Origin of the sequence: Burkholderia sp. AU45274 (assembly GCF_030482505.1) — a bacterium.
Taxonomy (GTDB): domain Bacteria; phylum Pseudomonadota; class Gammaproteobacteria; order Burkholderiales; family Burkholderiaceae; genus Burkholderia.
Map to the genome: position 1 here is coordinate 800,947 of NZ_JAUJQE010000002.1, position 21,173 is coordinate 822,119.

A 21,173-nucleotide genomic window follows, 5' to 3' on the forward strand; every position below is an offset into this window, starting at 1 on the left:
CCATTCCTATGAACGCCCCCCTTCAACTGAATGACGTGAAGAGCGCCGGCAATGCCGTGCAGACGATGCCTGATCTGGCCGTCGACATGTTCACGGAGCGCGGCTTCTCGCTCGCAAACCGGATTGCGAAGGCATATGCCAGCAGCGACGCCGTACCCGCGCAGTTCCGTTCACACAACCTGAAGAAGGCCGGAAACGAAGAGCACTGGGTCGAGAACCCGTCAGCGATCGGCAACTGTCTCGTCGCGATCGAGGTCGCGCGCGCCGTTCGCATGTCGATCACCGCCGTGATGCAGAACGCCGACATGATCGAGGGCAAGCTGCGATGGTCCGGCAAGTTCGTGATCGCGGCTATCAACGCGTCCGGGCGTTTCACACCGCTTCGCTTTCAGATGGTCAACCGCGGTCGGATCAAGGCGAAATACAAGGAAAAGACCGGCTGGAATCAGCAAGCTCGAAAACCGATCTTCGAGGAGCGCGAGGTCGAGGTCGATGACATCGAGTGCATCGCCTGGGCATTGCCGAAAGGCACGCCCGAGCCGCGGCTGTCCCCCGAAGATGTACGGAAATACGCGGGCCGCATGCTCGACCTCTATCGTGACATCGGCATGCCGGTGATCGAATCCGCCCCTGTCAGCATGCAGATGGTCGTTGAGGAAGGATGGTTCGGGAAATCCGGTTCGAAGTGGCAAACCGGCCTTCGGACGCTGATGTTCCAGTACCGCGCCGGCAGCTTCTTCGGCAACATCCACGCGCCCGACATCGTCATGGGCATGGGCCGAACGTCCGAGGAAGAGGCAGATGTCGTCGAAGTCTCCCCGGACGGCTCCTATACGGTCTACAGCACGACCATCGACGAGCTGCGTGGCGGCCGCGCCCAGGCCGCCGAAGAAGTCCCGCGAGGCACGTCGGAGGCGCAAACGGGGCCCGCGACCGAATCGCACACGTACGGCGCGTCACCGGCGGCCACGCAAGCAGATCCGGTCGACGACGAAGACGGCCCGCAGGAGGACGACGGCCGCGGCCAAGGCGGTTTCGACTTCGACGTTGCCGGCCTCGTGCGCGGCATCCGCGAAGACATCGAGTCCGCCAAGACGCCCGAAGACCTCGACCTCGCCCGCAGCGCGATCAGCGGCGTGCCGGATGAAACCGCCAAGGCCGAACTGAACGCGCTCGCCTCGGCGCGCATGCGCGTCATCACCGCCGCAGCTGAACAGTCGGCCGCAGGCAAGCCCACTGCCCAGACGACCGCACCGGCCGGCCGCCGGCCGCGCAACCCGATCAACGCCGACTAACGCACGCCTACCGCCGCCAAGGATTTCGACATGACCGACAAAAACGTCCTCCAGATGACCGCTGACAGCATCGGCAAAGACTTGCTTTCCGCACTCGTGACCGAGATGAAGCTGATGCCCGATATCTGGGTGAAGCTGTCCGAAAAAAAGCAGAACGACGTCATCGATCGGCTTCGGGCGCGCGTCGACCACAACGTCAAGATGGCGACGCACCTCATCGCCAGCAACGGACGTATCGTCGTTCAGGGTGACCTCGACCAGATAACGATCAAAGATGGGGTCAAGGCGGTCGTGAAGTTCGGCGGGTCGCAGCCGAACCTGCACGAGCTCTACGAGGCCAGTGGGAAAACCGTCCTGGTCGTCGTGGCCAACCCGGGCGAGCACACCGAAGGCATGGACGAGGTGCGCGGCGAATCGGATCAGCGCGGCCTGAACCTTGGCGGCGAATACACCGCCGAGGACGGCGACGGAATGAACGGGCCGCCGACCGACGACAGCGACGTCGTCGACGCAGAGTTCCGCGAGGTGCCGAAGCTCGGCGACGGGCCGACGCAAGCGCAACTCGGCGAGCAGCATCAGGCCGGCCGGCAAGCGGCCGCCGACGGCAAGCCGGAAAGCGAGTGCCCGGTGATGGCAGGCGAGCTCTGCATCGCATGGGTGAAGGGCTGGAAGGAATGGCATGAGGAACAGGCAAGCCGCGGCGACGAAGATCCGCTGTACGCCCAAATCGAAGCGTTCGTGATCGAGCAGCAGAAAGTCACGATTTCGAGCGTGCAGCGCCAGTTCAAGATCGGCTACAACCGCGCCGCGCGGCTGATCGAGCTGCTCGAGACTAAGGGCATCGTCAGTGCGATGGATTCGGACGGCGGCCGCACGGTGCTGCGGCCGCGCGGACCGCAAGGAGAGGCAGCGTGAAAATCACCGACATCTACGTGGCGAACGTGCTCGGCATCCGCACGGCGGACATCCGGCTCGCCAAACCCGTCGCCCTCTTCACCGGCCCGAACGGCGCCGGGAAGAGCAGTCTGCAGGAAGCCGTTCGCATGGCGCTCACCGGCGATACCGTCCGCGTCACGCTGAAGAAGGAATACGGCTCGCTCGTCACCGAGGGGGCCGAGGGCGGCCAGATCGTGGTCGCGTGCGGCGAGCAGGCGAACAGCGTCATGCTGCCGTCCGGGAAGCTGAAGCGCGAACTCGCCGAGGATCCGTGCTTGCACCTGGTGCTCGACGCGCAGCGGTTTGCGCATCTCGGCGCGGCCGAGCGCCGCGCGTTCCTATACGACCTGATGGGCGTGAAGATCGGCGTCGACGAAATGCGTGCCCGTCTGCTAGATAAGCTCGGGCTTCGCGCCGATGCGGTGCCGGCGCCGGCCGCCGTGCGGCTCGCAGCCATCACGCCGATGTTGCGCGCCGGTTTCGAAGCAGCGCAGAAGGAAGCCGCCGACCGCGCGCGTGGCGCGAAGCAGTCGTGGCGCACCGCGACCGGCGAGACATATGGAAGCCAGAAGGCAGCCACCTGGCGCCCGGCACCGGTCGAGTTCGACGAAGCAGCACTGCGGAAACTCACGGGCGACCGTGCGGCGCTCGACGACCGGATCGGTGAACTACAGCAGCAGATCGGCGCAGCCGACGCGGCGGACACCGCAGCACGAGCACGCGCGTCGCGAATCGCCGACCTGCGCACGCGCGCCGCCGGCTACGCGAAAGCGGTCGAGCTCGCGCAGCTCGCCGACGAGCAGGTCGCCGAGTTCCTGCCCAAGGTCGAAGCGCTTCGCGTGCTCGCTGGTGCGGCGCCAGCCGGTACCGAATGTTCGTGCCCGGAATGCGGCGCGCTCCTGCGCTACCTCAACGGCGTTCTGTCGGTGGCGGCCGCAGCCGGTGCGCGCGACGATGAAGCTGCCGCGAAGCTGCCCGAGTACGAGCAGGGCCTGAAGACGCTGCAGAACGCGGCAGCGAACCGCAAACGCGACGTCGAAGCGGCAGATGCGGCCGCGACACAGCTGCGGGCGCTCGAAGACGACGCGGAGAACAGCGGCGCGGCCGCCGCACGCGAGAGCGGCGACGCCGCACGCTCGGAGCTGGCCGACCTTCAGCGCCGCCGAAAGCAGCTCGACACCGACATCGCGACGCTTCGCGAAATCGAGCGGCGCGCCGCCGGAGCTGCCGATCTGGCAAAGCAGGCTGCGGCGCTGCACGAAGACGTCGCGGCGTACGAGGCGATCGCCGACGCGCTCGCGCCGAATGGCATCCCGGCCGACCTGCTCAGCGAAGCGCTGACGCCGATGAACGAGCGCCTGACGGACCTCGCCGAGATGTCCGAATGGGCAGACGTGACGATCACGCCCGAAATGGAAATCCTCGCCGAAGGTCGCCCGTACGCCCTGCTGTCCGAATCGGAACGCTGGCGCGTCGACGCACACATCGCGGCAGCGATCGGCCACTTCTCGGGCCTGAAGCTACTCGTGCTCGATCGAGCCGACGTCCTGGTCGGGCCGGAGCGCGATCGGCTGCTCTACTGGCTCGACGATCTCGCCTATAGCGACCAGATCGACACGGCGCTCGTTTTCATGAGCCTGAAAGCGCCGCCCGGCGGCCTGCCGGAAGCCATCGAAGCTTTCTGGGTCGAGGGCGGTCAGGTCGAACCGGCCGCGCAGCATGCCATACGGGAGGCAGCGTGAGAGAGGACATCGAGAAGTATCTCGCCGCGACGTCGGAAGCCACAGCGAAGACCGTGGCGACCGGAACCGGGCTCCCGCAACTCGACGTGACGAAAGAGCTGAACCGGATGCTCAGCGAGGCGATCGTCGAGCGCGAGAAGCGTGCCGGCGGCGGCAACGAGTACGTGTACTGGCTCGCGCGCGCAGCGCGGCCGGCCCCGCCGGCCAGTGACACGCCACCGGCCGCAGCAGCGCCGGCGCCGGTATCGGTCGGTCTGGTCGAGAAGTCGTTGGACCCTAATGCCGGCGTAATCGACGTCGCGCGGATCATTGCAGACCTGCGGGCCGAAGTCGAACGCATCACCGCCGAGCGCGACGCCGCACAGCAACGAGCCGACACCTGGCGCGCGAACACCGCGGCGCTCGAAGCCCGCATCGACGAGCTGACGCTCGGGCCGGTCGGCGCACGTGCACCGCTGTTCGTGACGGTCGGCAGGTATTGCAAACCGCGGCGTCACACGTCGCTCGAGAAAGCCCAACGGCGCGGCAGCGCGCTCGTGCGCAGCGAAAAGGAATCCGAGGTGCTCGTGCTCGAACCGATCGGTCGGATCGTGAGAGGAGCTCAGTGGCTACCTCGTTGAGTCAACTCAACACCACGAGGCCAATTGATGTGTTTCGGACGTTATCACGGGAGGCGGACACTGCGCCCGCCTCCATATCATACCGTGCGTTGCCACTAGTCAGATATTGCTCGGTATGCTCGTGACATCCATCATGGATGGCATGCGCCGTTATAGAACAGAGATTCTGTCGTTGGATAAATCGGCGTGGCTACATTAGCCAGTCCGAGAGCGGGTTTATCATTCAGATATTCTTGCTCGCTGGCGTAGCTGCAATAATACAAATTAGACACGTACTTGTAATAGTACTTGGGAGCCCCGTTTGTGATTACCGCAAACTGCCCATTGAAATTCGACTCAGGAATATAGTAGTTATTCCCAGAAACACTTGCATTGATAATTGGGCCAGCCACATCAAATAGTGCTCGCTGCGTAACAGGAAGCCAATGACTTCCCCAGGCATTGGAATCGCTTCCCCAGAAATAACTATCGATCCCGATGACTCTCTGGAGGCCGCAGGACTGTGTGCAACCGTTCGCAGACTCCAGAAGTGAAAAGTAGCTCTTCATCTGCTGGGCCAGAGCGGCATCACTTGCCGAGGACGGTGCAGATGAACCCGGTTGAAATCCTTGCGCAACGACCACTATCGCCTTCTTCATGCCCAACTGGTCCAAGTGCGATCGTAGCGTCGTCAAATACGGAGACACGGTATTTGTGACGAATGAAGGATCATTTTTAGAGTTGTAGACATCAAATCCAACCCAATCGACGTTGACTGGTATGTCACGCTCTGAACGTTCGAGCGAAGATGAGCACGTTGAATTGACGTAGCAATCGGCGGCATAAACGACGTACGTTGGAATCCCGGGAAATCGCACATTCAGTTTCGAGATGATCAATTCGAGCGAGGTCTTCGAGACGTTCGCGGCTGTCGGCTCGTCGTAAATATAGAGTGCGAGAATCTTGTCTCTATAGCCGTCAATTACCTGCTGCCCCAAAGTGTTGATTGCGCCATCCAAATCGCTTACGGGGGTGCCACCGTTGCCGATCAGCCTCGACCAGACACTGATGATTGCTTTGGTCTGATACATCGAGTCTCTACCGCGGACGGAGATGAATTGCTCGGGCGTGAGGTGTACGCCATTCAGCTTGTTATAGGCTGAATTACTCCCGTCCATCTCGCTCATGTATGTGCTTTGCAGATTTTGTGAGTCTGACGCCGTAACCGTTGAAAACGAAGAAACAAAACGAGCGGTGCCAGCAGTCGCTACGCAAGGGCTAATTGCGATGACGGCCGCCAACAGCGCAGATAGCTTAAAGCACGCTGCGAAGGAAGATAGATTCATCGAAATTTCTCCATTTTATTTCGTACTCTCGATTTACATCGCTCCGACATGCTGAACCGCATGCATGCGTTCAACAATCTAATGCGGTCCATGTGGGCCCTCGGAATATGGCTCGCTGATTGTTTCGATATTAATCGTAGCACGATCAACTTACCCCCAAGCTGCGCGAATTCCGTTGCCTCGGATGCGCGGCTTCTTTTATGGGCGGCTCGCACAGCGCCCGCTTTTTTAACTATTCCGACACCCATGAACGTTCAGCGCGTGTACAACAGCTTCGGTTTCTGCTGCGGCCTCGGCGGCGGCGCCAAGGGGTTCACCAAAGCCACCTCCCGCGTCGGCACCATGACCGCGACGTGGCGCTGCATTGGCGGCATCGACAACGATCCGGCGGCCGCGAGCGATTTCGAAATGCTGGTCGGCACGCCGTGCACGGTCATGGACCTCTTCACGCGCGAGCAGTACACCGCGTTCCACGGCGCCGAGCCGCCGGCCGGCTGGCGCGAGGCCACGCCCGAAGACGTGCGGCGCGCCGCCGGCTACCAGCACCCGCACTGCGTGTTCATATCGTCGCCGTGCAAGGGCGCGTCCGGGCTGCTGTCGGAAACGCTCAGCCGCACGCCGAAGTACCAAGCGCTCAACGAGCTGACGCTGCGCTGCGTGTGGCTGATGTGCGAGGCATGGAAGGACGACCCTGTCGAACTGATCGTGTTCGAGAACGTGCCGCGGCTCGCGACGCGCGGCCGCCACCTGCTGGACCAGATCGGCCAGCTCTTCCAGCACTACGGCTATGCCAAGAACGAGACCACGCACGACTGCGGCGTGATCGCTGGCCTCGCGCAGAGCCGCAAGCGATTCCTGCTCGTCGCGCGGCACATGGAAAAGGTGCCGGCGTGCCTGTACGAGCCGCCCGTGAAGCGCCTGCAGGGTGTCGGCACGCTGCTCGGCCGCATGCCCATGCCCGGCGACGTCGAGGCGGCCGGCCCGATGCACCGCGTGCCGTCGCTGCAGTGGAAAACGTGGGTGCGCCTCGCGTTCGTCGAAGCGGGCAGCGACTGGCGCAGTCTGAACAAGCTCGCGATCGAGAACGGCCACCTGCGCGATTACCTGATCGTGTCGGACATGCACAACGGCGTGCTCGGCGTGAACCGCTGGGAGGAACCGTGCGGCGTGGTGGCCGGCGCGAGCCGCCCGGGTAACGGCAGTTTTTCAGTCGCCGACCCGCGCGGGCCGGCTGACGCCGCGCAATATCAGCAGTACGGCGTAATCGACTGGAACGACCATGCCGGCACGATCACCGGCCAGAAGTCGCCCGGGCAAGGCACTTTCAGCGTCGCAGACCCGCGCACGGGCGTGAAGCACAACAACTGCTTCCGCATCGTGCCATTCGACCAGCCGGCCGGCGTTGTCACGGGTGGTACCGGGCCCAGCGCTGGCGGTCAAGGCGTTGCCGATCCGCGGCCGCCTGCCGGCCGGCTCTTCAGCAAGTACAAGGTGACCGAATGGGCTGGCCACGCCGGGACCGTCATCGGTGGCGACGACCAAGGTGCGTACGCGGTCGCCGGTCCGCGCGCGAGCACTGGCTTCGAAGGCGCCGGCAAGTACCGCGTGACTAGCTTCAACGAGCCGGCCGGCACGGTCATCGCGCGCAGCGACAGCGGTCAAGGCGCATTCGCCGTAGCCGATCCGCGCCCGGGCATGCGCCGCGAACGCGGCGACGCGTACCTGACGGGCGGCCACTACGGCGTCGTTGGCTGGGAACAACACAGCGGCGCCGTGTCGGCGGCCGCCGGCCATGACAACGGGCGATGGTCCGTCGCCGATCCGCGCATGCCCGCGGCAAACGAGAAGACCGTCGCCGTGATCCACGCGCTCGACGGCACCTGGCACCGCCCGTTCACCACGCTCGAGCTGGCCGTCCTGCAATCGCTCGTCGAGCCAGAGGAATACATCGAGCTCGACGGCTTGTCCGACCAGGCGTGGCGCGAGCGCATCGGCAACGCCGTGCCGCCCGACGCCGCACAGGCGATCGCCGAGGTGATGGGTACGACGCTGCTACTTGCCGAATCCGGCGAGACGTTCCAGCTTTCCGCGACGCCGGTGTGGGTGCGACCGGTCGCAATCGCGCTGACCGTCGCGCCGCCGACCTTCTGAGATCGAGGCCATCTGATGCCCTGCACCCCGTTTCGCTTTCCCGGCGGCATCACAGGAATCGTGTGCACGCGCGGCCGCAAGCATGCGCCTCGGTGCTCGGTTCCGGGATGCAACGCGACGAGCGCGTTCCAGTGTGACTTCCGCACGGCGCCGACGAAGACGTGCGATCGGCACCTGTGCGCCGTGCACGCGCACCAGGTCGGCGACGACGTCCATTTCTGCCCGACGCACCTGGCCGAGTCAAGCGGCAAGAAACACGTGCGGGGCGAGCTTTTCTGAACGAAGGATTCGGATGACAAACCAAATCGACATCTTCGCGGCCGGCGCGCAGCGCCTGCAGATGACCGAGTCCATCGAGCTGACGATCCAGTCGATGCAGGCTTACGGGCCGGTGCATGATCACTGGGGCATTGCGTGGTCAGGCGGTAAGGACAGCACCGCGACACTGACGATCGTGTGCTGGTTGATCGACACCGGCAGGATCGCCGCGCCGAAGACGCTGACCGTGTTTTACGCGGACACTCGGCAGGAGCTGCCACCGCTCGCGATCTCGGCGCTCAAGATCATGGACGAGCTTCGCGATCGTCGCATTCAGGTCGAAGTCGTGCGCGCGCCGCTCGACAAGCGGTTCATGGTGTACATCCTGGGCCGTGGTGTTCCTCCGCCGAACAACAACACGCTCCGCTGGTGCACACGCCAGATCAAGATCGATCCGATGGAAGAAGCTCTACGTCGGCGTCTCGATGGCGTCGACGGCGGCATCCTGATGATCACCGGCGTGCGCCAGGGCGAAAGCGCGATCCGCGATCGTCGTATCGAGATGAGCTGTGGCAAGGATGGCGCCGAGTGCGGCCAAGGCTGGTATCAGCAGGTTTTGCCGAACGCGCGCGGCCTGCGCGGCCGCATCGCGACGCTCGCGCCGCTGCTGCACTGGCGCGTCTGCCACGTGTGGGAATGGCTCAAGCACTGGGCGCCGGAGGCCGACTTCGGCGACTGGTCCACGCGCGCGATCGCGGACGCCTACGGCGGTGACGAGGCGGAAGAGCTGAACGCGCGCACAGGCTGCATAGGCTGTCCGCTGGCGCAGGAAGAGAAAGCGCTGGAAACGGTGCTCCGCAGCTCCCAGTGGTCCTATCTCGCACCACTGCGCGGCATCAAGCCACTGTGGCGCGAGCTGCGCGAACCGCAGCATCGGCTGCGCAAGCCTGGTCTCGAGCGCCTGAAAGACGGCTCGATCGCGAAAAACCCGCAACGCCTCGGGCCACTCACGTTCGAAGCGCGCCTGATGGCGCTCGACCGGATTCTGTCCATCCAGACCGAGTGCAATGAGATCGCGCGCGCCGGCGGCCGGCCGCTGGTCGACCTGATCGACGACGAGGAAGAAGCCCGAATCCGTGAGCTGATCGCCGCAGAGATGTGGCCGCAAGGATGGGAAGGCGACGAGCCGACGGGCGACGTCGTGCTCGACGTCGTGTATGCCAATGGCGCGGTACAACCGCGACTCTTCAGCGAGGACAATGCAGCATGACCAGCCAAAACGAAAAGAGCCCCGCTCCCGAAATAGCGAGCGAGGCGGTTAATCAGCAGCCGGGAAAGGAGGCAGATCAGACGGAGGTTGTCCCGACCGCCGAAGGCATTCTCGGCGCGCGCGCCGCCGGCGGCAATGGGACGAGTTCGAAAGTGAGCCGCGATGATGCGCAGACATATCGCCTTACCGAGTTCGACGTTCTGTTGGACGGCTATCAGGAAGCGCTGCAAGACGGACCTCATAAAGAGCGCGTGGCAGCTCGTCTCGCGCTGCGGAATGCCTTTCTGATTGCGATGCAAGGCGTACCTGTCGAGCAACACGAAGCACCGCCGGCCGGCGCTCACGCGCTTTGGAAAACTGGGGCACCGCCGACCGCGGATGGCAAACACAACGAATACATCGTGGCCGTGCGGCGTGCACACGATAAACGGCGTGTGTTCGTGTTCGCTGCCAGCTACGCGAACAACTACGACGATGAGCTGCGCGACCGAGACGGCAAGGAATTCATCGCGGACGGCTGGTACGACATCGGCGAAGACCCGAGCGGGGAATTCAACACCTTGTTCACGCCGACTCTGGGCGAAAACGACGAGGTACTGGGGTGGCAAGAACTGCCGAAATGGATTGACCCGGCGGCCGCACAGTCCGAACCGCCAGTGGCGGACGATCGGGAAGCAATGGTGCGAGCCCGCGAGTCGGTTTTCGACTGGCAGGGCGAGCACGAGCTCACGCTGACAGTCGGCGCCATCAACGATCTCGCGCGCCTGCTCGTCGACGCGCGAGCTTCGTCGCCCCCCGTGCCGGCGGCCGAACTGGAGGCGTTCGAAGTGTGGTGGAACGAGCCCGAGGGATTCGGCCTGCGCGCGGAGCGCTTCGATACGCCGGATGCCGCAGCACGAGCAGCTTGGAACGAACGCGCGACCCGCGCCTCGTCGCCCAATGCGGCGGGGGCGGAAGGGGCGATCGAGCTGCCGCACTGGTTCGAAATGTTCCTGACGAACGTGTGCGAGATCCCCGACCGAAACAGCCCGGAGGGCGAGCCGGACGCGATCGTCGCGACGCTGGAGGAGCTTCGGAACTGCGCCCTCAATGCGATCGAGCAGTGCATTTCCTACGCTGCCCCCGCGCAGGCACCTCAAGGCGTTCGCGCATGGGAAACCGACGACGGCCGCGTGATTTCCAACGAGCAGAAGCAGCAGGCGCTTCGCGATGGCGGCGCATCGGCTTCGTCCGTCCGGCCTTATGCGTATGCGCTCGGCCGGATCGCCTCCGCGCAGGCGTCGGAACCGGTGGCGATCCCGGCCGGCTATGCGCTCGTGCCGATCGAGCCGACCGAAGAAATGGTGACCGCCGGCATCGCGAAAGGTGATTCCGAGTTTTACGGCGATGCCCTCGTGCGCGCCGAAGTCCGCTCCGACTATCAGGCCATGATCACTGCGGCGCCCCCCTTCGTTCGTTACCAGATCCTCACCGAGGAAGGCGGATGGCTCGATGTGCCGCAGGCGTACTACGAGCGCTTCAAGAGCGACACGACGCTGACGCGTGCGATAGCCGCCGCCCCGCCCCCTCCCGCCCCGGCATCCGCTCTTGTCGGGCTGACGGACGAACTGCGCGCCGTGATGCAGGACGCGGCACGCAGCCTCTCGGTTCGCGCCGACGAGTTGAAGGAATCGAACACGTCGATCGATGGCGAATGGTGTGATGCCGAGGAGAAGGCGGCATACGACGCCGAAGTGGGGCTCGTCGAGCGTTTGCGCGCCCTCCTCGAAGGAGCCAAGCATGCCGATCAAGCCTGAGAACCGCGGCCGTTACCCGGAGAACTGGCCGGAGATCCGCGCCCGCATCCTCGCGCGGGCCGGCAACTGCTGCGAGCAGTGCCGTGTCGCGAACGGCGACATCATCGTGCGCGGCATCGAGAAGGACGCCGGCACGTTCCAGCGTTTCGAGGGAGACGGCGAGGTCTATGCGGCAGACGACGGGCACCTGCTCGGTTACTGCAAGGCGTCCGAGTACTGCGGAAACCGCTGGACGAGGGTCGTGCTCACGATCGCGCACCTCGACCACGTTCCCGAGCACTGCGACGACGCCAACCTGAAAGCGCTGTGCCAGCGATGCCATCTCGCCTACGACGCCGAGCACCACCGCGCCAACGCCGCAGCGACGCGCCGCGCACGCAAGGCGATCGGAGACCTGTTCGAAGTGGCCCGCGCAGGAGAAGCATCGTGACCGTCTACGTCGACGACATGTACCGCTACCCGGTCGGCCAGTTCGGGCGTATGAAGATGTCGCACCTCATCGCGGACACGACCGACGAGCTGCTCGCGATGGTGCGCGAGATCGGCGTGAACCCGAAGTGGATCCAGCATGCCGGCACGCGCGACGAGCACTTCGACATCGCGATCAGCAAGCGCGCCGCCGCGATCGCAGCCGGCGCGGTCCCAATTACTTACCGCGAGTGCGGGGCGATGAACAAACGGCGCCGCGTGACGGGAGCGCTCGGCGCGCCGTCCGACGCGATCGAATGGCTCGGGCAGTTCATCGCGGCCCGGCGCGAGTCGCGCGCCACCGCCGCCTTGGCCGCCAGCCGCACGCACGACGAATTCCCGGAGGCACGATGAAAACCGAGTTCAAGATCCAGCGGCCCGACGACGTGCCGATGACCCTCACCATGACGATGACGCTCGGCGAGTGGAAGAAGCTCGAGAACCAACTTTCCACCTCGTACCCGTCATGGAAGCTGTCGACCAACATCGGCGAAATGGTCCGCCTCGCGACGACCACGTTCGGCGAAACGAAGGAGCTGGACCTGTGACCGAGCACCCTATCCTCTTCAACGAGCCGATGTCGGCCGCCGCGCGCGCCGGCCGCAAGTCGCAGACGCGGCGCGTCGTGAACTGGCGCACCGTGAGGCCCGGCCTGAATCTCCAGTTCTCCGGCCTGACGGCCAGCGCCGTCGGCAACGCATGGGTGCTGGAATCCCCCACACGCGCGTCGCATGAATGGCGGTGCGCGCCGACGCGCTGCCCGTACGGCGTGCCCGTCGATCACCTCTGGGTGCGCGAAACGTACGTCGCGTTCGGCCGCTGGGAGACGCGCTTCAGCGCGAAGAAGGGCCGCGACGAGTGGCACTTCGTCGACATGACGCTGGAAACCGGCCGCGAGTACCGCTTCGGCGGCGATCTGCCGAACGCCGCGCGCGGCGGCGCAACGCCGGCATGGTGGCGGCGGCCCTCGATCTTCATGCCGCGCGCGGCCGCGCGCACTCTGCTCGAAGTGACCGGCGTGCGTGTCGAGCGCCTGCGGTCGATCAGCGACGCGGATGCGCATGCAGAAGGCGTGACGATCGAGGATCACCACCTGCGCGGGTATTGCGCCGGCGCCTACCGGCCGCCGAGCATCCGCGCATTTCATGACCTGTGGGACAGCCTGAACGCCGCGCGCGGCTACGGCTGGGACACGAACCCATGGGTATGGGTCGTGGCATTTCGAAGGATCGAATCATGAGCCTCTACCTCACAACACCGGAGCTGGCCGAGCTCGTCGGCTGCAAGCCGCGCAGCCATGCCTGCATGAAGCGCTGGCTCGAGCGAAATCACTGGCCGTTCGCGGTCAACATCGCCGGTGTGCCGCTCGTCTCGCGAGAGTATTACGACGCCCGCATGAACGGCACCGCAACACCAACACCCGCACGCCGGCACCGCGCCGTCGCGTCGGAAGAACCGAACTTCGCCGCACTCTAATCATGATCGGACGACGCAAACGGCCGGATGGATTGCCCTTCCGGCTGTACGCCCATTACGGGAAGCATAAGGTCAGCTTCGGCTACAAGCTGCCGAACGGTCGCTGGGCATTTCGCCTATCGGCGCCAGCGCACAACAAAGAAGCACTCGCCGAGATCCGCAAGCAGGCGATCGAGCGCGCGGAGGCGCTCAACGGAAACGCGATCGAACCTGGCACGGTCGAGGCGCTCGTCGCGCGGTACTTCGAATGGCAGGACGGATTGCCGCACACCGACGAGCGCCGCAAAGCCCAGTCGACTCTGGACGAGAACCGCGTCGAGTCAAAGCGCCTGGTCAAGGTCTTCGGGAAGATGGCACCCGCGGCCATCAAGCCGAAGCACGTCTACGGCTACCTCGACAAACGTGCGCAGCTCGGCGCGCCGGCGAAGGCGAACAAGGAAATCGCCCTCCTGTCCGCGATCCTGGAATATGGCCGGCGCCGCGGCGAGCTCGAAACAAACCCGTGCCGCGGTATCGAGTACAACCCGACGCGGCCGCGGCAGCGGTACGTGCGTCAGGATGAGATCGATCTGGCCGTGGAAGTCGCGCGGTCGCGCCGGAGCGTCGGCGACCAGCACCCGAGCTCCGCGTACCTGATCCTTGCCCTATGCGTGAAAGCGGCCTATCTGACCGTGAGCCGGCCGACCGAGATGCGCGAGCTACACCGCCAGGGAATCAAGCCCGACGGCGTCGAAGTGCCGATTGGAAAGCGCAAGGCCGGCGAGCAGCAACGCGTGAAGCTTGTGCTGTGGTCGCCAGAACTGAAGGCGGTGATCGACGAAGCCCTCGCACTGCAGCGCACCTCGAGCGTTCATGTGTTCGGCAACACTGCCGGTCAGGTGTACACGCGCAGCGGGTGGAACACGAACTGGTCGCGGCTGATGGGGTACTGCGAAATGGAAGCGACGGCACGCGGCGTACCGTTCGAACGGTTTGCGCTGCGCGACATGCGGCCGGCAGCCGTGACCGATCGCCAGGAGGAAGGCGACGATCGCATCATCGATGCGACAGGACATGCCGACGAACGCATGGTTCGAAAGACTTACGATCGACGCCGACAGAGAAAGGTACGCGCGACTCGATAACGCCGTGCGCTGGGTGACCTCGTCAGGACAGAGCGGTCGCAACCTTGATCACGAGAGTTGCGACATCTCCGCCATTCTCCTTGATCCATTCCCAAAGACGGCTACGCTGAACGGCCGCGTGCTTCTCCTCGTCGCTACCGCCCTTGACCTTTGCCACTTCTGCAATTGCGTCTTCGACCGCGTCGACAGGCACCCCCACCGGCAACGACGCTCTCAGGCAATCCATTATGGATGATCGTTCTTCGATGCCATGAACACCTCCGCTAATCGAAGCGTCGTCTTTCAGCTCAATCTCCGCACTCGAATTCTCTACAACCGAAACGCCGGCGACCTTGCCATAAACCTTGCTGTTGCCCGATTGGGTAATTTTCAATTTATTCGACCTTTTCTCGCTAGACGCACGCGCAGGAGCGTCATGTTGAAGAATGCCGTAAGCACTTCCTTGGAACGTTGTGTCGTGCAACTCCACGTTGTAATCGCCGGAAACGAGAATGTCAGCCAGACCGTTACCGCTGAATTCACAGTTTACTAAAACTGCGCGTGGAGTATTTTGAGGCTGATTGCTACCGTTGGCGACTTTCATCTGTACGGGAGGCACTGATGTTTGCCGCTTCCTTCCGAAAGTCGAATTCGCAATCTCCGCTGCGAGCTGGCATGCGCGCAGCATTCTTTTCTTCTCAGCACTCTGATCTGCCATAGCAACCCCGGATGAAGGACGCAAAAAAGCCCGCGCGATGGCGGGCTTTTGCTTCATCATCTTCCAAATTTTGGAACTACATCTTCCAAAATTTGTAACACGTCAGCTTGATTCTGCTGCAAGTGCTTGAATTTGTTGGGGTGGCTGATGGGACTCGAACCCACGACGACAGGAATCACAATCCTGGACTCTACCAACTGAGCTACAGCCACCACTGTTACTGCTTTTTGTTCTTCGCTGCTTTTGTGTTTCAGCAGCGAAGAACAAGATTATACGAACACTTTTGAATCTTGCAAAGCTTTTTTTTCAAAAACTTCTTCGGCCTCGTTCAGATGCGCGCGCGCCTCGTCGAACACGGCCAGATCAGCACGCGCGAGCTTCTTGTTGTCGGACAGCACACGACGCCAGCCGCGTGCGCCGGGCATGCCGCGATACAGTCCGAGCGCGTGCCGCACGATCGCGCCGAGGTAGGTCCCGCGCTTCAGTTCGGCCGCGCAGTATTCGATCAGCTTCGCCTCGGCCTCTTCGCGCGTCGGCACCGCCGCGGTCGACCCGTAGAAGCGCGTATCCACCTCCGCGAGCACGTACGGGTTGTGATACGCCTCACGGCCAAGCATCACGCCATCGACATGCTCGAGATGCTGCGCAACCTCGTCGAGGGTCGTGATACCGCCGTTGATGACGATCTCGAGCGACGGAAAATCGCGCTTCAGCTGATACGCATAGTCGTACTTGAGCGGCGGGATCTCACGATTCTCCTTCGGCGACAGCCCCTTCAGGATCGCGTTGCGCGCATGCACGACGAACGTTTCGCAGCCAGCCTCGGCCACCGTACCGACGAAGTCGCGCACGAACGCGTAGTCCTCGACCGCATCGACCCCGATCCGGTGCTTGACCGTGACCGGCACCGACACCGCATCGCGCATCGCCTTCACGCAGTCGGCAACGAGTTGCGGCTCATTCATCAGGCACGCGCCGAATGCGCCGCGCTGCACGCGCTCGGACGGGCATCCGCAATTCAGGTTGATTTCGTCGTAGCCCCACTGCTCGCCGAGCTTCGCCGCGCGCGCGAGATCGTCCCGCTCGCTGCCGCCCAGCTGCAGCGCGACCGGCGATTCGTTCGGCGTGAACGCGAGATGCCGCTGGGCATCGCCGAACAGCAGCGCGCCCGTCGTGATCATCTCCGTATACAGCCACGTGTCGCGCGTCAGCGTACGGTGGAACGACCGGCAATGGCGGTCAGTCCAGTCCAGCATGGGCGCGACGGATACGCGGCGGGGAGGAAGTGAAGACGGTACGGACATGGATTTCGGGCAACAGGCCAGGCGGCGCGGAAACAACCCGGTATTTTACCGCAACACGGGCCATGCCTGCCCGGCACGCGTGCTACCCCTCGCCCAGCTCCGCATCGACCGCCCGCCGGGCCTCGTCGAGCACGCGCTCGATCACGCGCCGTTCGGTCAGCAGCATCCCGTCGACCTTGACGAGCCGCCAGTCGATCCGCACCGCATCGCCCTGCAGCACGCGGTAATGCGCATGCTCGCCGTCCCAGACCTGCTCGGTCTTCACCTCGATCTCGAAGCCGCGATACGGCTCGCTGAAATCGCCGAGGTCGCTGCCTCTCGGTTCCATCGCACGCTCCGTGGCGACGCAGCGCCAGGCCGCCCGGGCGGCCGGCGCCGTGCGCTCAATCGTATTCGTCGGATAAAAAGGACTTGCCATCGGCCGTCAGGTCGACCCGGTCGGCCGCCGCCTGGTAGATCAGCCCCTCGTTCAGCAACGCGTAGACGACGTCGTCGAACACGGCGGGAACCGGCCGGCTTTCACCGAACTGGTCGATCCATTTCAGCGCCTCGATGGCTTCGGGGGAAAGGATGGGGGTCATGCGTTGGCCTCCGGCATCGGTGTCGCTCCATCCTAGCACTTCGTCCGGACGTCGAATACCAAGGCAAACGCGCTGCGCCAATGCCGGGCGGCGCCAACGGGCAGGTTGCCCGCGGCGCCGCGCCGTTGCATCACACGCGGGCTCAGAGGCGCGCGATCGAGACTTCGGTCGATTTCACGAGCGCGACGACTTCCGCGCCCACCTTCAGTTCGAGTTCGTCAACCGAACGGGTCGTGATCACCGACGTGACGATGCCGAACGGCGTCTCGACGTCGACCTCGGAGACCACCGATCCGCGAATGATCTCCTTGACCTTGCCCTTGAACTGGTTACGTACGTTGATTGCAGTGATGCTCATCAGGTTGATCGCTCCGAAGAAAAAGATCTCAGAACGGGCGGCCGCTGCCGCCCGGAATTAAACGGCCCAGCGGATCTGCCCGACCGGTCGAACGTTGTCTGCCTCATGCGGTGCGTCGTGGTCGGCCGCACCGGGCCCGCCGGCGAGCACGCGTTTCAGCACGCGATCCTCGAGCGCCGCAAACGCGGCCGACGCGCGGGCGCGCGGCCGGTCGAGCGGCACCGGCTGATCCAGCGCCACCCGCCCCTGCTCGATGAGCAGGATGCGGTCGCCAAGCGCGACGGCCTCCTGCACGTCGTGCGTAACGAGGAGCGCGGTAAATCGATGCTCGCGCCACAACCGCTCGATCAGCGCGTGCATCTCGATACGGGTCAGTGCGTCGAGCGCGCCGAGCGGCTCGTCGAGCAACAGCAGTTGGGGCCGGTGCACGAGCGCACGGGCCAGCGCGACACGCTGCCGCTGGCCGCCCGACAGTTGCGCGGGCCAGTCGTTCGCGCGTTCCAGCAGGCCGACTTCATCGAGCACCGCGCGTGCCTGGTCGCGCGCGCCGCGCCCGAGGCCCAGCATCACGTTCTGCAGCACGGTCTTCCACGGCAGCAGGCGCGCGTCCTGGTACATGATCCGCGTATCGAGTTCGCCGCCGCCCTCGCCGCGCGTTTCGAGCGTGCCGCTGCTCGGCTGCTCGAGTCCCGCGACGAGACGCAGCAGCGTCGATTTCCCGCAACCGCTGCGGCCGACGATCGCGACGAAACTGCCGCGCGCGATGCCGAGCTCGACGTTGTCGAGCACCGTGCGTGCCCCGAAGCGCTTGCTGACACCCGACAGCGTCACGGCATCGTCGGTTGCCGGGCTTCCTGGCCGTCGCCGCGCGAGCGGAACGACGGATGCACTGGCGTCACGTTCGAGAACCGCTGCGTCCCGCGCGTCACCGTCCGCGACACGCGCCTGCGCCAGCTCGGCCTCGAGGTCTGCGCCGGCAAGCGGGCCGTAGACGGCCGCCGAAGTCGTCGCATTCATGCCTTTGCTCCTGATTGATAAGCGGGGTGCCAGCGCAGCGTCACGCGCTCGAGCCATTTCGCCAGCACGTCGGCCAGCTTGCCGAGCACCGCGTACAGCAGGATGCCGACCACCACCACGTCGGTTTGCAGGAATTCACGCGCGTTCATCGTCATGTAGCCGATGCCCGACTGCGCGGAGATCGTTTCCGCGACGATCAGCATCACCCACATCAGCCCGAGCGCAAAGCGCACGCCGACGAGAATCGACGGCAACGCACCGGGCAAAATCACGTCGCGATACAGCGCAAAGCCGCGCACGCCGTAGCTCTTCGCCATCTCGATCAGGTTCGCATCGACCGAGCGGATCCCGTGATACGTGTTGATATAGACCGGGAAGAACACCCCGAGCGCAACGAGGAACAGCTTCGCCTTCTCGTCGATGCCGAACCACAGGATCACGAGCGGAATCATCGCGAGCGCCGGGATGTTGCGGATCATCTGGATCGTCGAATCGAGCGCGACCTCGGCCGCCTTCGACAAGCCGGTCGCGAGCCCCAGCGCGAGGCCGACGCCGCCGCCGATCGCGAAACCGAACAGCGCGCGCCACGTGCTGACCTTCACGTTCGCCCACATTTCACCCGACGTCACGAGCGACCAGGCCGCTCGCACGACCGCCACGGGTTCGGGCAGCACGCGGGTCGACAGCCAGCCGATGCGCGCGCCGACTTCCCAGGCCGCCAGCAGCGCGAGCGGCACGAGCCACGGCGCGACGCCGCGCCATGCGCGGGCGGCCAGGGCCGCGCCCGTCGTCGACGTTTTCGTTGTCATCGCAGGCCTCCTGTCGCTCAGCTCTGGGCCGCTTTCGGCAGATAGCTGTTGCCGACGATTTCGCCGAACGGGCCCGACAGCGGGCCGGTCGCCTTCGCCGCGCCGTTGCCCTTGATCAGCGGGAATACGAGTTCCGCGAAACGGTACGACTCCTCCAGGTGCGGATAGCCGGACAGGATGAAGGTCTCGATGCCGAGATCCGCGTATTCGCGCATGCGCTCGGCGACCTGCTCCGGGTTGCCGACGAGTGCGGTGCCCGCGCCGCCGCGCACGAGGCCGACACCGGCCCACAGGTTCGGGTACACCTCGAGCGCCTCGCGGCCGCCGCGCTTGCCGCCGTGCAGCGCGGCCATCCGGCGCTGGCCTTCCGAATCCATGTTCGCGAACGCCTTCTGCGCGCGTGCGATGGTTTCGTCGTCGAGGCGGCTGATCAGGCGCTCGGCGTCGCGCCATGCTTCGTCCTCGGTCTCGCGCACGATCACGTGCAGACGAATGCCGAACTTGATCTTGCGGCCGCGCGCCTCGGCGCGGGCGCGAATATCGGCGATCTTCTTCGCGACGGCCTCGGGCGGCTCGCCCCAGGTCAGGTAGGTGTCGATGTGATCGGCCGCGATCTCGTGCGCAGCCGGCGACGAGCCGCCGAACCACAGCGGCGGATGCGGACGCTGCACGGGCGGATACAGTGCCTTGCCGCCCTTCGACTGCAGATGCTTGCCGATGTAGTCGAACCCGCCGTTGTCGTGCGACGCGGACAGCAGCCCGCGCCAGATGTTCAGGAAGTCGTCGGTGATTTCATAGCGCGTGTCGTGATCCGCGAACAGGCCGTCGCCTTCGAGCTCGGCGGCATCGCCGCCCGTCACGACGTTGATCAGCAGGCGGCCGCCCGACAGGCGGTCGAAGGTCGCGGCCATCCGCGCCGACAGCCCCGGCGATGCGATGCCGGGACGGATCGCGACCAGGAATTTCAGGCGCTGCGTCGCCGGGATGAGGCTCGATGCAACGACCCACGCATCCTCGCAGGAACGGCCGGTCGGCAGCAGCACGCCCTCGTAGCCGAGCGTATCGGCCGCCACCGCAACCTGCTTGAAGTAATCGTAATCCGCGGCGCGCGCACCTTCGGCCGTACCGAGGTAGCGGCTGTCGCCGTGCGTGGGGATAAACCAGAACACATTCATCTGCTGCTCCTGCTTGACTGTCCTTGCCGGAATTTGAAAAAGACACCGCCCTGCTCGCGTCGCGGATGCGCGGCGCATGCATGGTGTGCGTTCGAATCGGGATGGCTCGCCGGTCAGGCCGTGCAGCGGGCGAGGACGCGATTGCACGGCTGTTTCTGGGAAATCAGTCTAGGGATCGGTGCAGGGCTTTGGAACGATTTTTTTGAGCTTAGGTTTTCCGCTTTCGTGATTAGCACGACGCTGGAGCGAATATCGCGGCGGGCGGGCCCTATAATGGCGCACCTATCCGAATAACTCCGCGCGGACGGCCCCGGCCGTGCGCGCCTGCGGTGCACTCATCGATGCAGAAAGTCATCCTGCCATTCCTGTCCGGCTTCCTGGCCGCCCTGTTCTTCCGCGAAGCCACGCTCGCCCTCCTTCATACGGCCGACCTGATCGCCGCAACCGGCTTCTCCACGCAGCCGTTCGCGCCGCTCGGCATTCCTGAATTTGTCGCGAATGCGCTGATCAGCGCGTGCTGCGCGATCCCGATGGCGTGGCTGCTGCGCGTCTCGCCGGAGCGCGAGGCCTCGTGGATCGGCGCGCTGGTGTTCGGCGGCATCGTGCTGACGGCCGCCCGCGTGTTCGCGATCGATCCGCTGCGCGGCATCTGGCCGTCGGGCAACATGATGCCCGTGCTCACGGCCGGCTTCGCGGCGAACGCGGTATGGGGCTTCGGCGCCCTCGTGTTCATGCGCGCGTTCATGTCGGACGACGCAGGCGACGAATAAC

At 64.7% G+C, this 21,173-nt stretch carries 23 protein-coding genes and 1 tRNA gene; 14 read left to right on the forward strand and 10 right to left on the reverse strand.

From position 1 onward, the window contains the following. The first annotated feature begins 8 nt into the window (after window positions 1–8). From QZM35_RS12505 to QZM35_RS12520, 4 genes are all read left to right on the forward strand, one after another. A complete protein-coding gene (locus QZM35_RS12505) occupies window positions 9–1,295 on the forward strand; it encodes a hypothetical protein (RefSeq protein WP_301776033.1) in 1,287 nt (428 codons plus the stop codon). A 30-nt stretch (window positions 1,296–1,325) separates the two neighbouring features. Beyond that, window positions 1,326–2,210, forward strand: a complete 885-nt coding sequence (locus QZM35_RS12510; protein ID WP_301776034.1) for a DNA translocase FtsK — start codon at window positions 1,326–1,328, stop codon at window positions 2,208–2,210. Next, a complete protein-coding gene (locus QZM35_RS12515) occupies window positions 2,207–3,973 on the forward strand; it encodes an AAA family ATPase (protein WP_301776035.1) in 1,767 nt (588 codons plus the stop codon). The genes QZM35_RS12510 and QZM35_RS12515 overlap by 4 nt, the downstream gene beginning before the upstream one ends. 86 nt (window positions 3,974–4,059) lie before the next feature. Next, window positions 4,060–4,593 (forward strand): 1-pyrroline-5-carboxylate dehydrogenase, encoded by a 534-nt coding sequence (locus QZM35_RS12520; RefSeq protein WP_301776036.1) that lies wholly within the window; start codon window positions 4,060–4,062, stop codon window positions 4,591–4,593. Between the two features lie 131 nt (window positions 4,594–4,724). Here QZM35_RS12520 and QZM35_RS12525 read toward each other — a convergent pair whose 3' ends face one another. Then, window positions 4,725–5,918 (reverse strand): hypothetical protein, encoded by a 1,194-nt coding sequence (locus QZM35_RS12525; protein ID WP_301776037.1) that lies wholly within the window; start codon window positions 5,916–5,918, stop codon window positions 4,725–4,727. Window positions 5,919–6,164: 246 nt separating this feature from the next. On the opposite strand from QZM35_RS12525, the gene QZM35_RS12530 reads away from it, so the two are divergent. From QZM35_RS12530 to QZM35_RS12570, 9 genes are all read left to right on the forward strand, one after another. After that, window positions 6,165–8,069: a DNA cytosine methyltransferase gene (locus QZM35_RS12530; RefSeq protein WP_301776062.1), complete on the forward strand. Its 1,905-nt coding sequence runs from the start codon at window positions 6,165–6,167 to the stop codon at window positions 8,067–8,069. A 292-nt stretch (window positions 8,070–8,361) separates the two neighbouring features. After that, the gene (locus tag QZM35_RS12535) at window positions 8,362–9,597 is read left to right on the forward strand and encodes a phosphoadenosine phosphosulfate reductase family protein (RefSeq protein ID WP_301776038.1); all 1,236 of its coding nucleotides are present in this window, start codon (window positions 8,362–8,364) and stop codon (window positions 9,595–9,597) included. Then, a complete protein-coding gene (locus tag QZM35_RS12540; RefSeq protein ID WP_301776039.1) occupies window positions 9,594–11,393 on the forward strand; it encodes a hypothetical protein in 1,800 nt (599 codons plus the stop codon). Before QZM35_RS12535 ends, QZM35_RS12540 begins: the two co-directional genes overlap by 4 nt. Then, on the forward strand, window positions 11,377–11,823 hold the full coding sequence (locus QZM35_RS12545; RefSeq protein WP_301776040.1) for a hypothetical protein: 447 nt from the start codon (window positions 11,377–11,379) through the stop codon (window positions 11,821–11,823). The genes QZM35_RS12540 and QZM35_RS12545 overlap by 17 nt, the downstream gene beginning before the upstream one ends. Continuing rightward, window positions 11,820–12,215 carry a DUF4031 domain-containing protein gene (locus QZM35_RS12550; RefSeq protein ID WP_301776041.1) on the forward strand — a complete coding sequence of 132 codons (396 nt, stop codon included), beginning with the start codon at window positions 11,820–11,822 and terminating at the stop codon, window positions 12,213–12,215. The genes QZM35_RS12545 and QZM35_RS12550 overlap by 4 nt, the downstream gene beginning before the upstream one ends. After that, entirely contained in the window at window positions 12,212–12,409 is a 198-nt protein-coding gene (locus tag QZM35_RS12555) for a hypothetical protein (protein WP_301776042.1), read from the forward strand. The genes QZM35_RS12550 and QZM35_RS12555 overlap by 4 nt, the downstream gene beginning before the upstream one ends. Then, window positions 12,406–13,101, forward strand: a complete 696-nt coding sequence (locus QZM35_RS12560) for a hypothetical protein (RefSeq protein WP_301776043.1) — start codon at window positions 12,406–12,408, stop codon at window positions 13,099–13,101. The genes QZM35_RS12555 and QZM35_RS12560 overlap by 4 nt, the downstream gene beginning before the upstream one ends. Continuing rightward, window positions 13,098–13,337 carry a DUF4224 domain-containing protein gene (locus tag QZM35_RS12565; RefSeq protein WP_301776044.1) on the forward strand — a complete coding sequence of 80 codons (240 nt, stop codon included), beginning with the start codon at window positions 13,098–13,100 and terminating at the stop codon, window positions 13,335–13,337. The genes QZM35_RS12560 and QZM35_RS12565 overlap by 4 nt, the downstream gene beginning before the upstream one ends. A gap of 2 nt (window positions 13,338–13,339) precedes the next feature. Then, complete coding sequence (locus QZM35_RS12570) at window positions 13,340–14,461, forward strand: hypothetical protein (protein ID WP_301776045.1); 1,122 nt, start codon at window positions 13,340–13,342, stop codon at window positions 14,459–14,461. A gap of 22 nt (window positions 14,462–14,483) precedes the next feature. Here the strand turns inward: QZM35_RS12570 and QZM35_RS12575 are convergent, their stop codons facing one another. The 9 genes from QZM35_RS12575 to ssuD form a co-directional block, all read right to left on the reverse strand. Beyond that, entirely contained in the window at window positions 14,484–15,218 is a 735-nt protein-coding gene (locus QZM35_RS12575) for a hypothetical protein (RefSeq protein ID WP_301776046.1), read from the reverse strand. Between the two features lie 76 nt (window positions 15,219–15,294). Continuing rightward, a tRNA-His gene (locus tag QZM35_RS12580) sits at window positions 15,295–15,370 on the reverse strand. A gap of 57 nt (window positions 15,371–15,427) precedes the next feature. Next, window positions 15,428–16,414, reverse strand: a complete 987-nt coding sequence (dusA, locus tag QZM35_RS12585) for a tRNA dihydrouridine(20/20a) synthase DusA (RefSeq protein WP_071334403.1) — start codon at window positions 16,412–16,414, stop codon at window positions 15,428–15,430. 130 nt (window positions 16,415–16,544) lie between these two features. Continuing rightward, window positions 16,545–16,790, reverse strand: a complete 246-nt coding sequence (locus tag QZM35_RS12590; protein WP_089425275.1) for a hypothetical protein — start codon at window positions 16,788–16,790, stop codon at window positions 16,545–16,547. Between the two features lie 55 nt (window positions 16,791–16,845). Further along, on the reverse strand, window positions 16,846–17,043 hold the full coding sequence (locus QZM35_RS12595; RefSeq protein ID WP_089425274.1) for a hypothetical protein: 198 nt from the start codon (window positions 17,041–17,043) through the stop codon (window positions 16,846–16,848). Between the two features lie 142 nt (window positions 17,044–17,185). Further along, on the reverse strand, window positions 17,186–17,401 hold the full coding sequence (locus tag QZM35_RS12600; RefSeq protein WP_006476104.1) for a molybdopterin-binding protein: 216 nt from the start codon (window positions 17,399–17,401) through the stop codon (window positions 17,186–17,188). Window positions 17,402–17,458: 57 nt separating this feature from the next. Then, the gene (locus tag QZM35_RS12605) at window positions 17,459–18,418 is read right to left on the reverse strand and encodes an ATP-binding cassette domain-containing protein (RefSeq protein ID WP_089425273.1); all 960 of its coding nucleotides are present in this window, start codon (window positions 18,416–18,418) and stop codon (window positions 17,459–17,461) included. Further along, window positions 18,415–19,227 (reverse strand): aliphatic sulfonate ABC transporter permease SsuC, encoded by an 813-nt coding sequence (gene ssuC, locus QZM35_RS12610; RefSeq protein ID WP_039358823.1) that lies wholly within the window; start codon window positions 19,225–19,227, stop codon window positions 18,415–18,417. The genes QZM35_RS12605 and ssuC overlap by 4 nt, the downstream gene beginning before the upstream one ends. A 17-nt stretch (window positions 19,228–19,244) precedes the next feature. Further along, window positions 19,245–20,402, reverse strand: a complete 1,158-nt coding sequence (ssuD, locus tag QZM35_RS12615) for an FMNH2-dependent alkanesulfonate monooxygenase (protein ID WP_089425272.1) — start codon at window positions 20,400–20,402, stop codon at window positions 19,245–19,247. A 341-nt stretch (window positions 20,403–20,743) separates the two neighbouring features. Between ssuD and QZM35_RS12620 the strand changes: the two genes are divergently transcribed. Then, window positions 20,744–21,172 (forward strand): hypothetical protein, encoded by a 429-nt coding sequence (locus QZM35_RS12620; protein WP_301776047.1) that lies wholly within the window; start codon window positions 20,744–20,746, stop codon window positions 21,170–21,172. Window position 21,173: the final 1 nt, after the last annotated feature.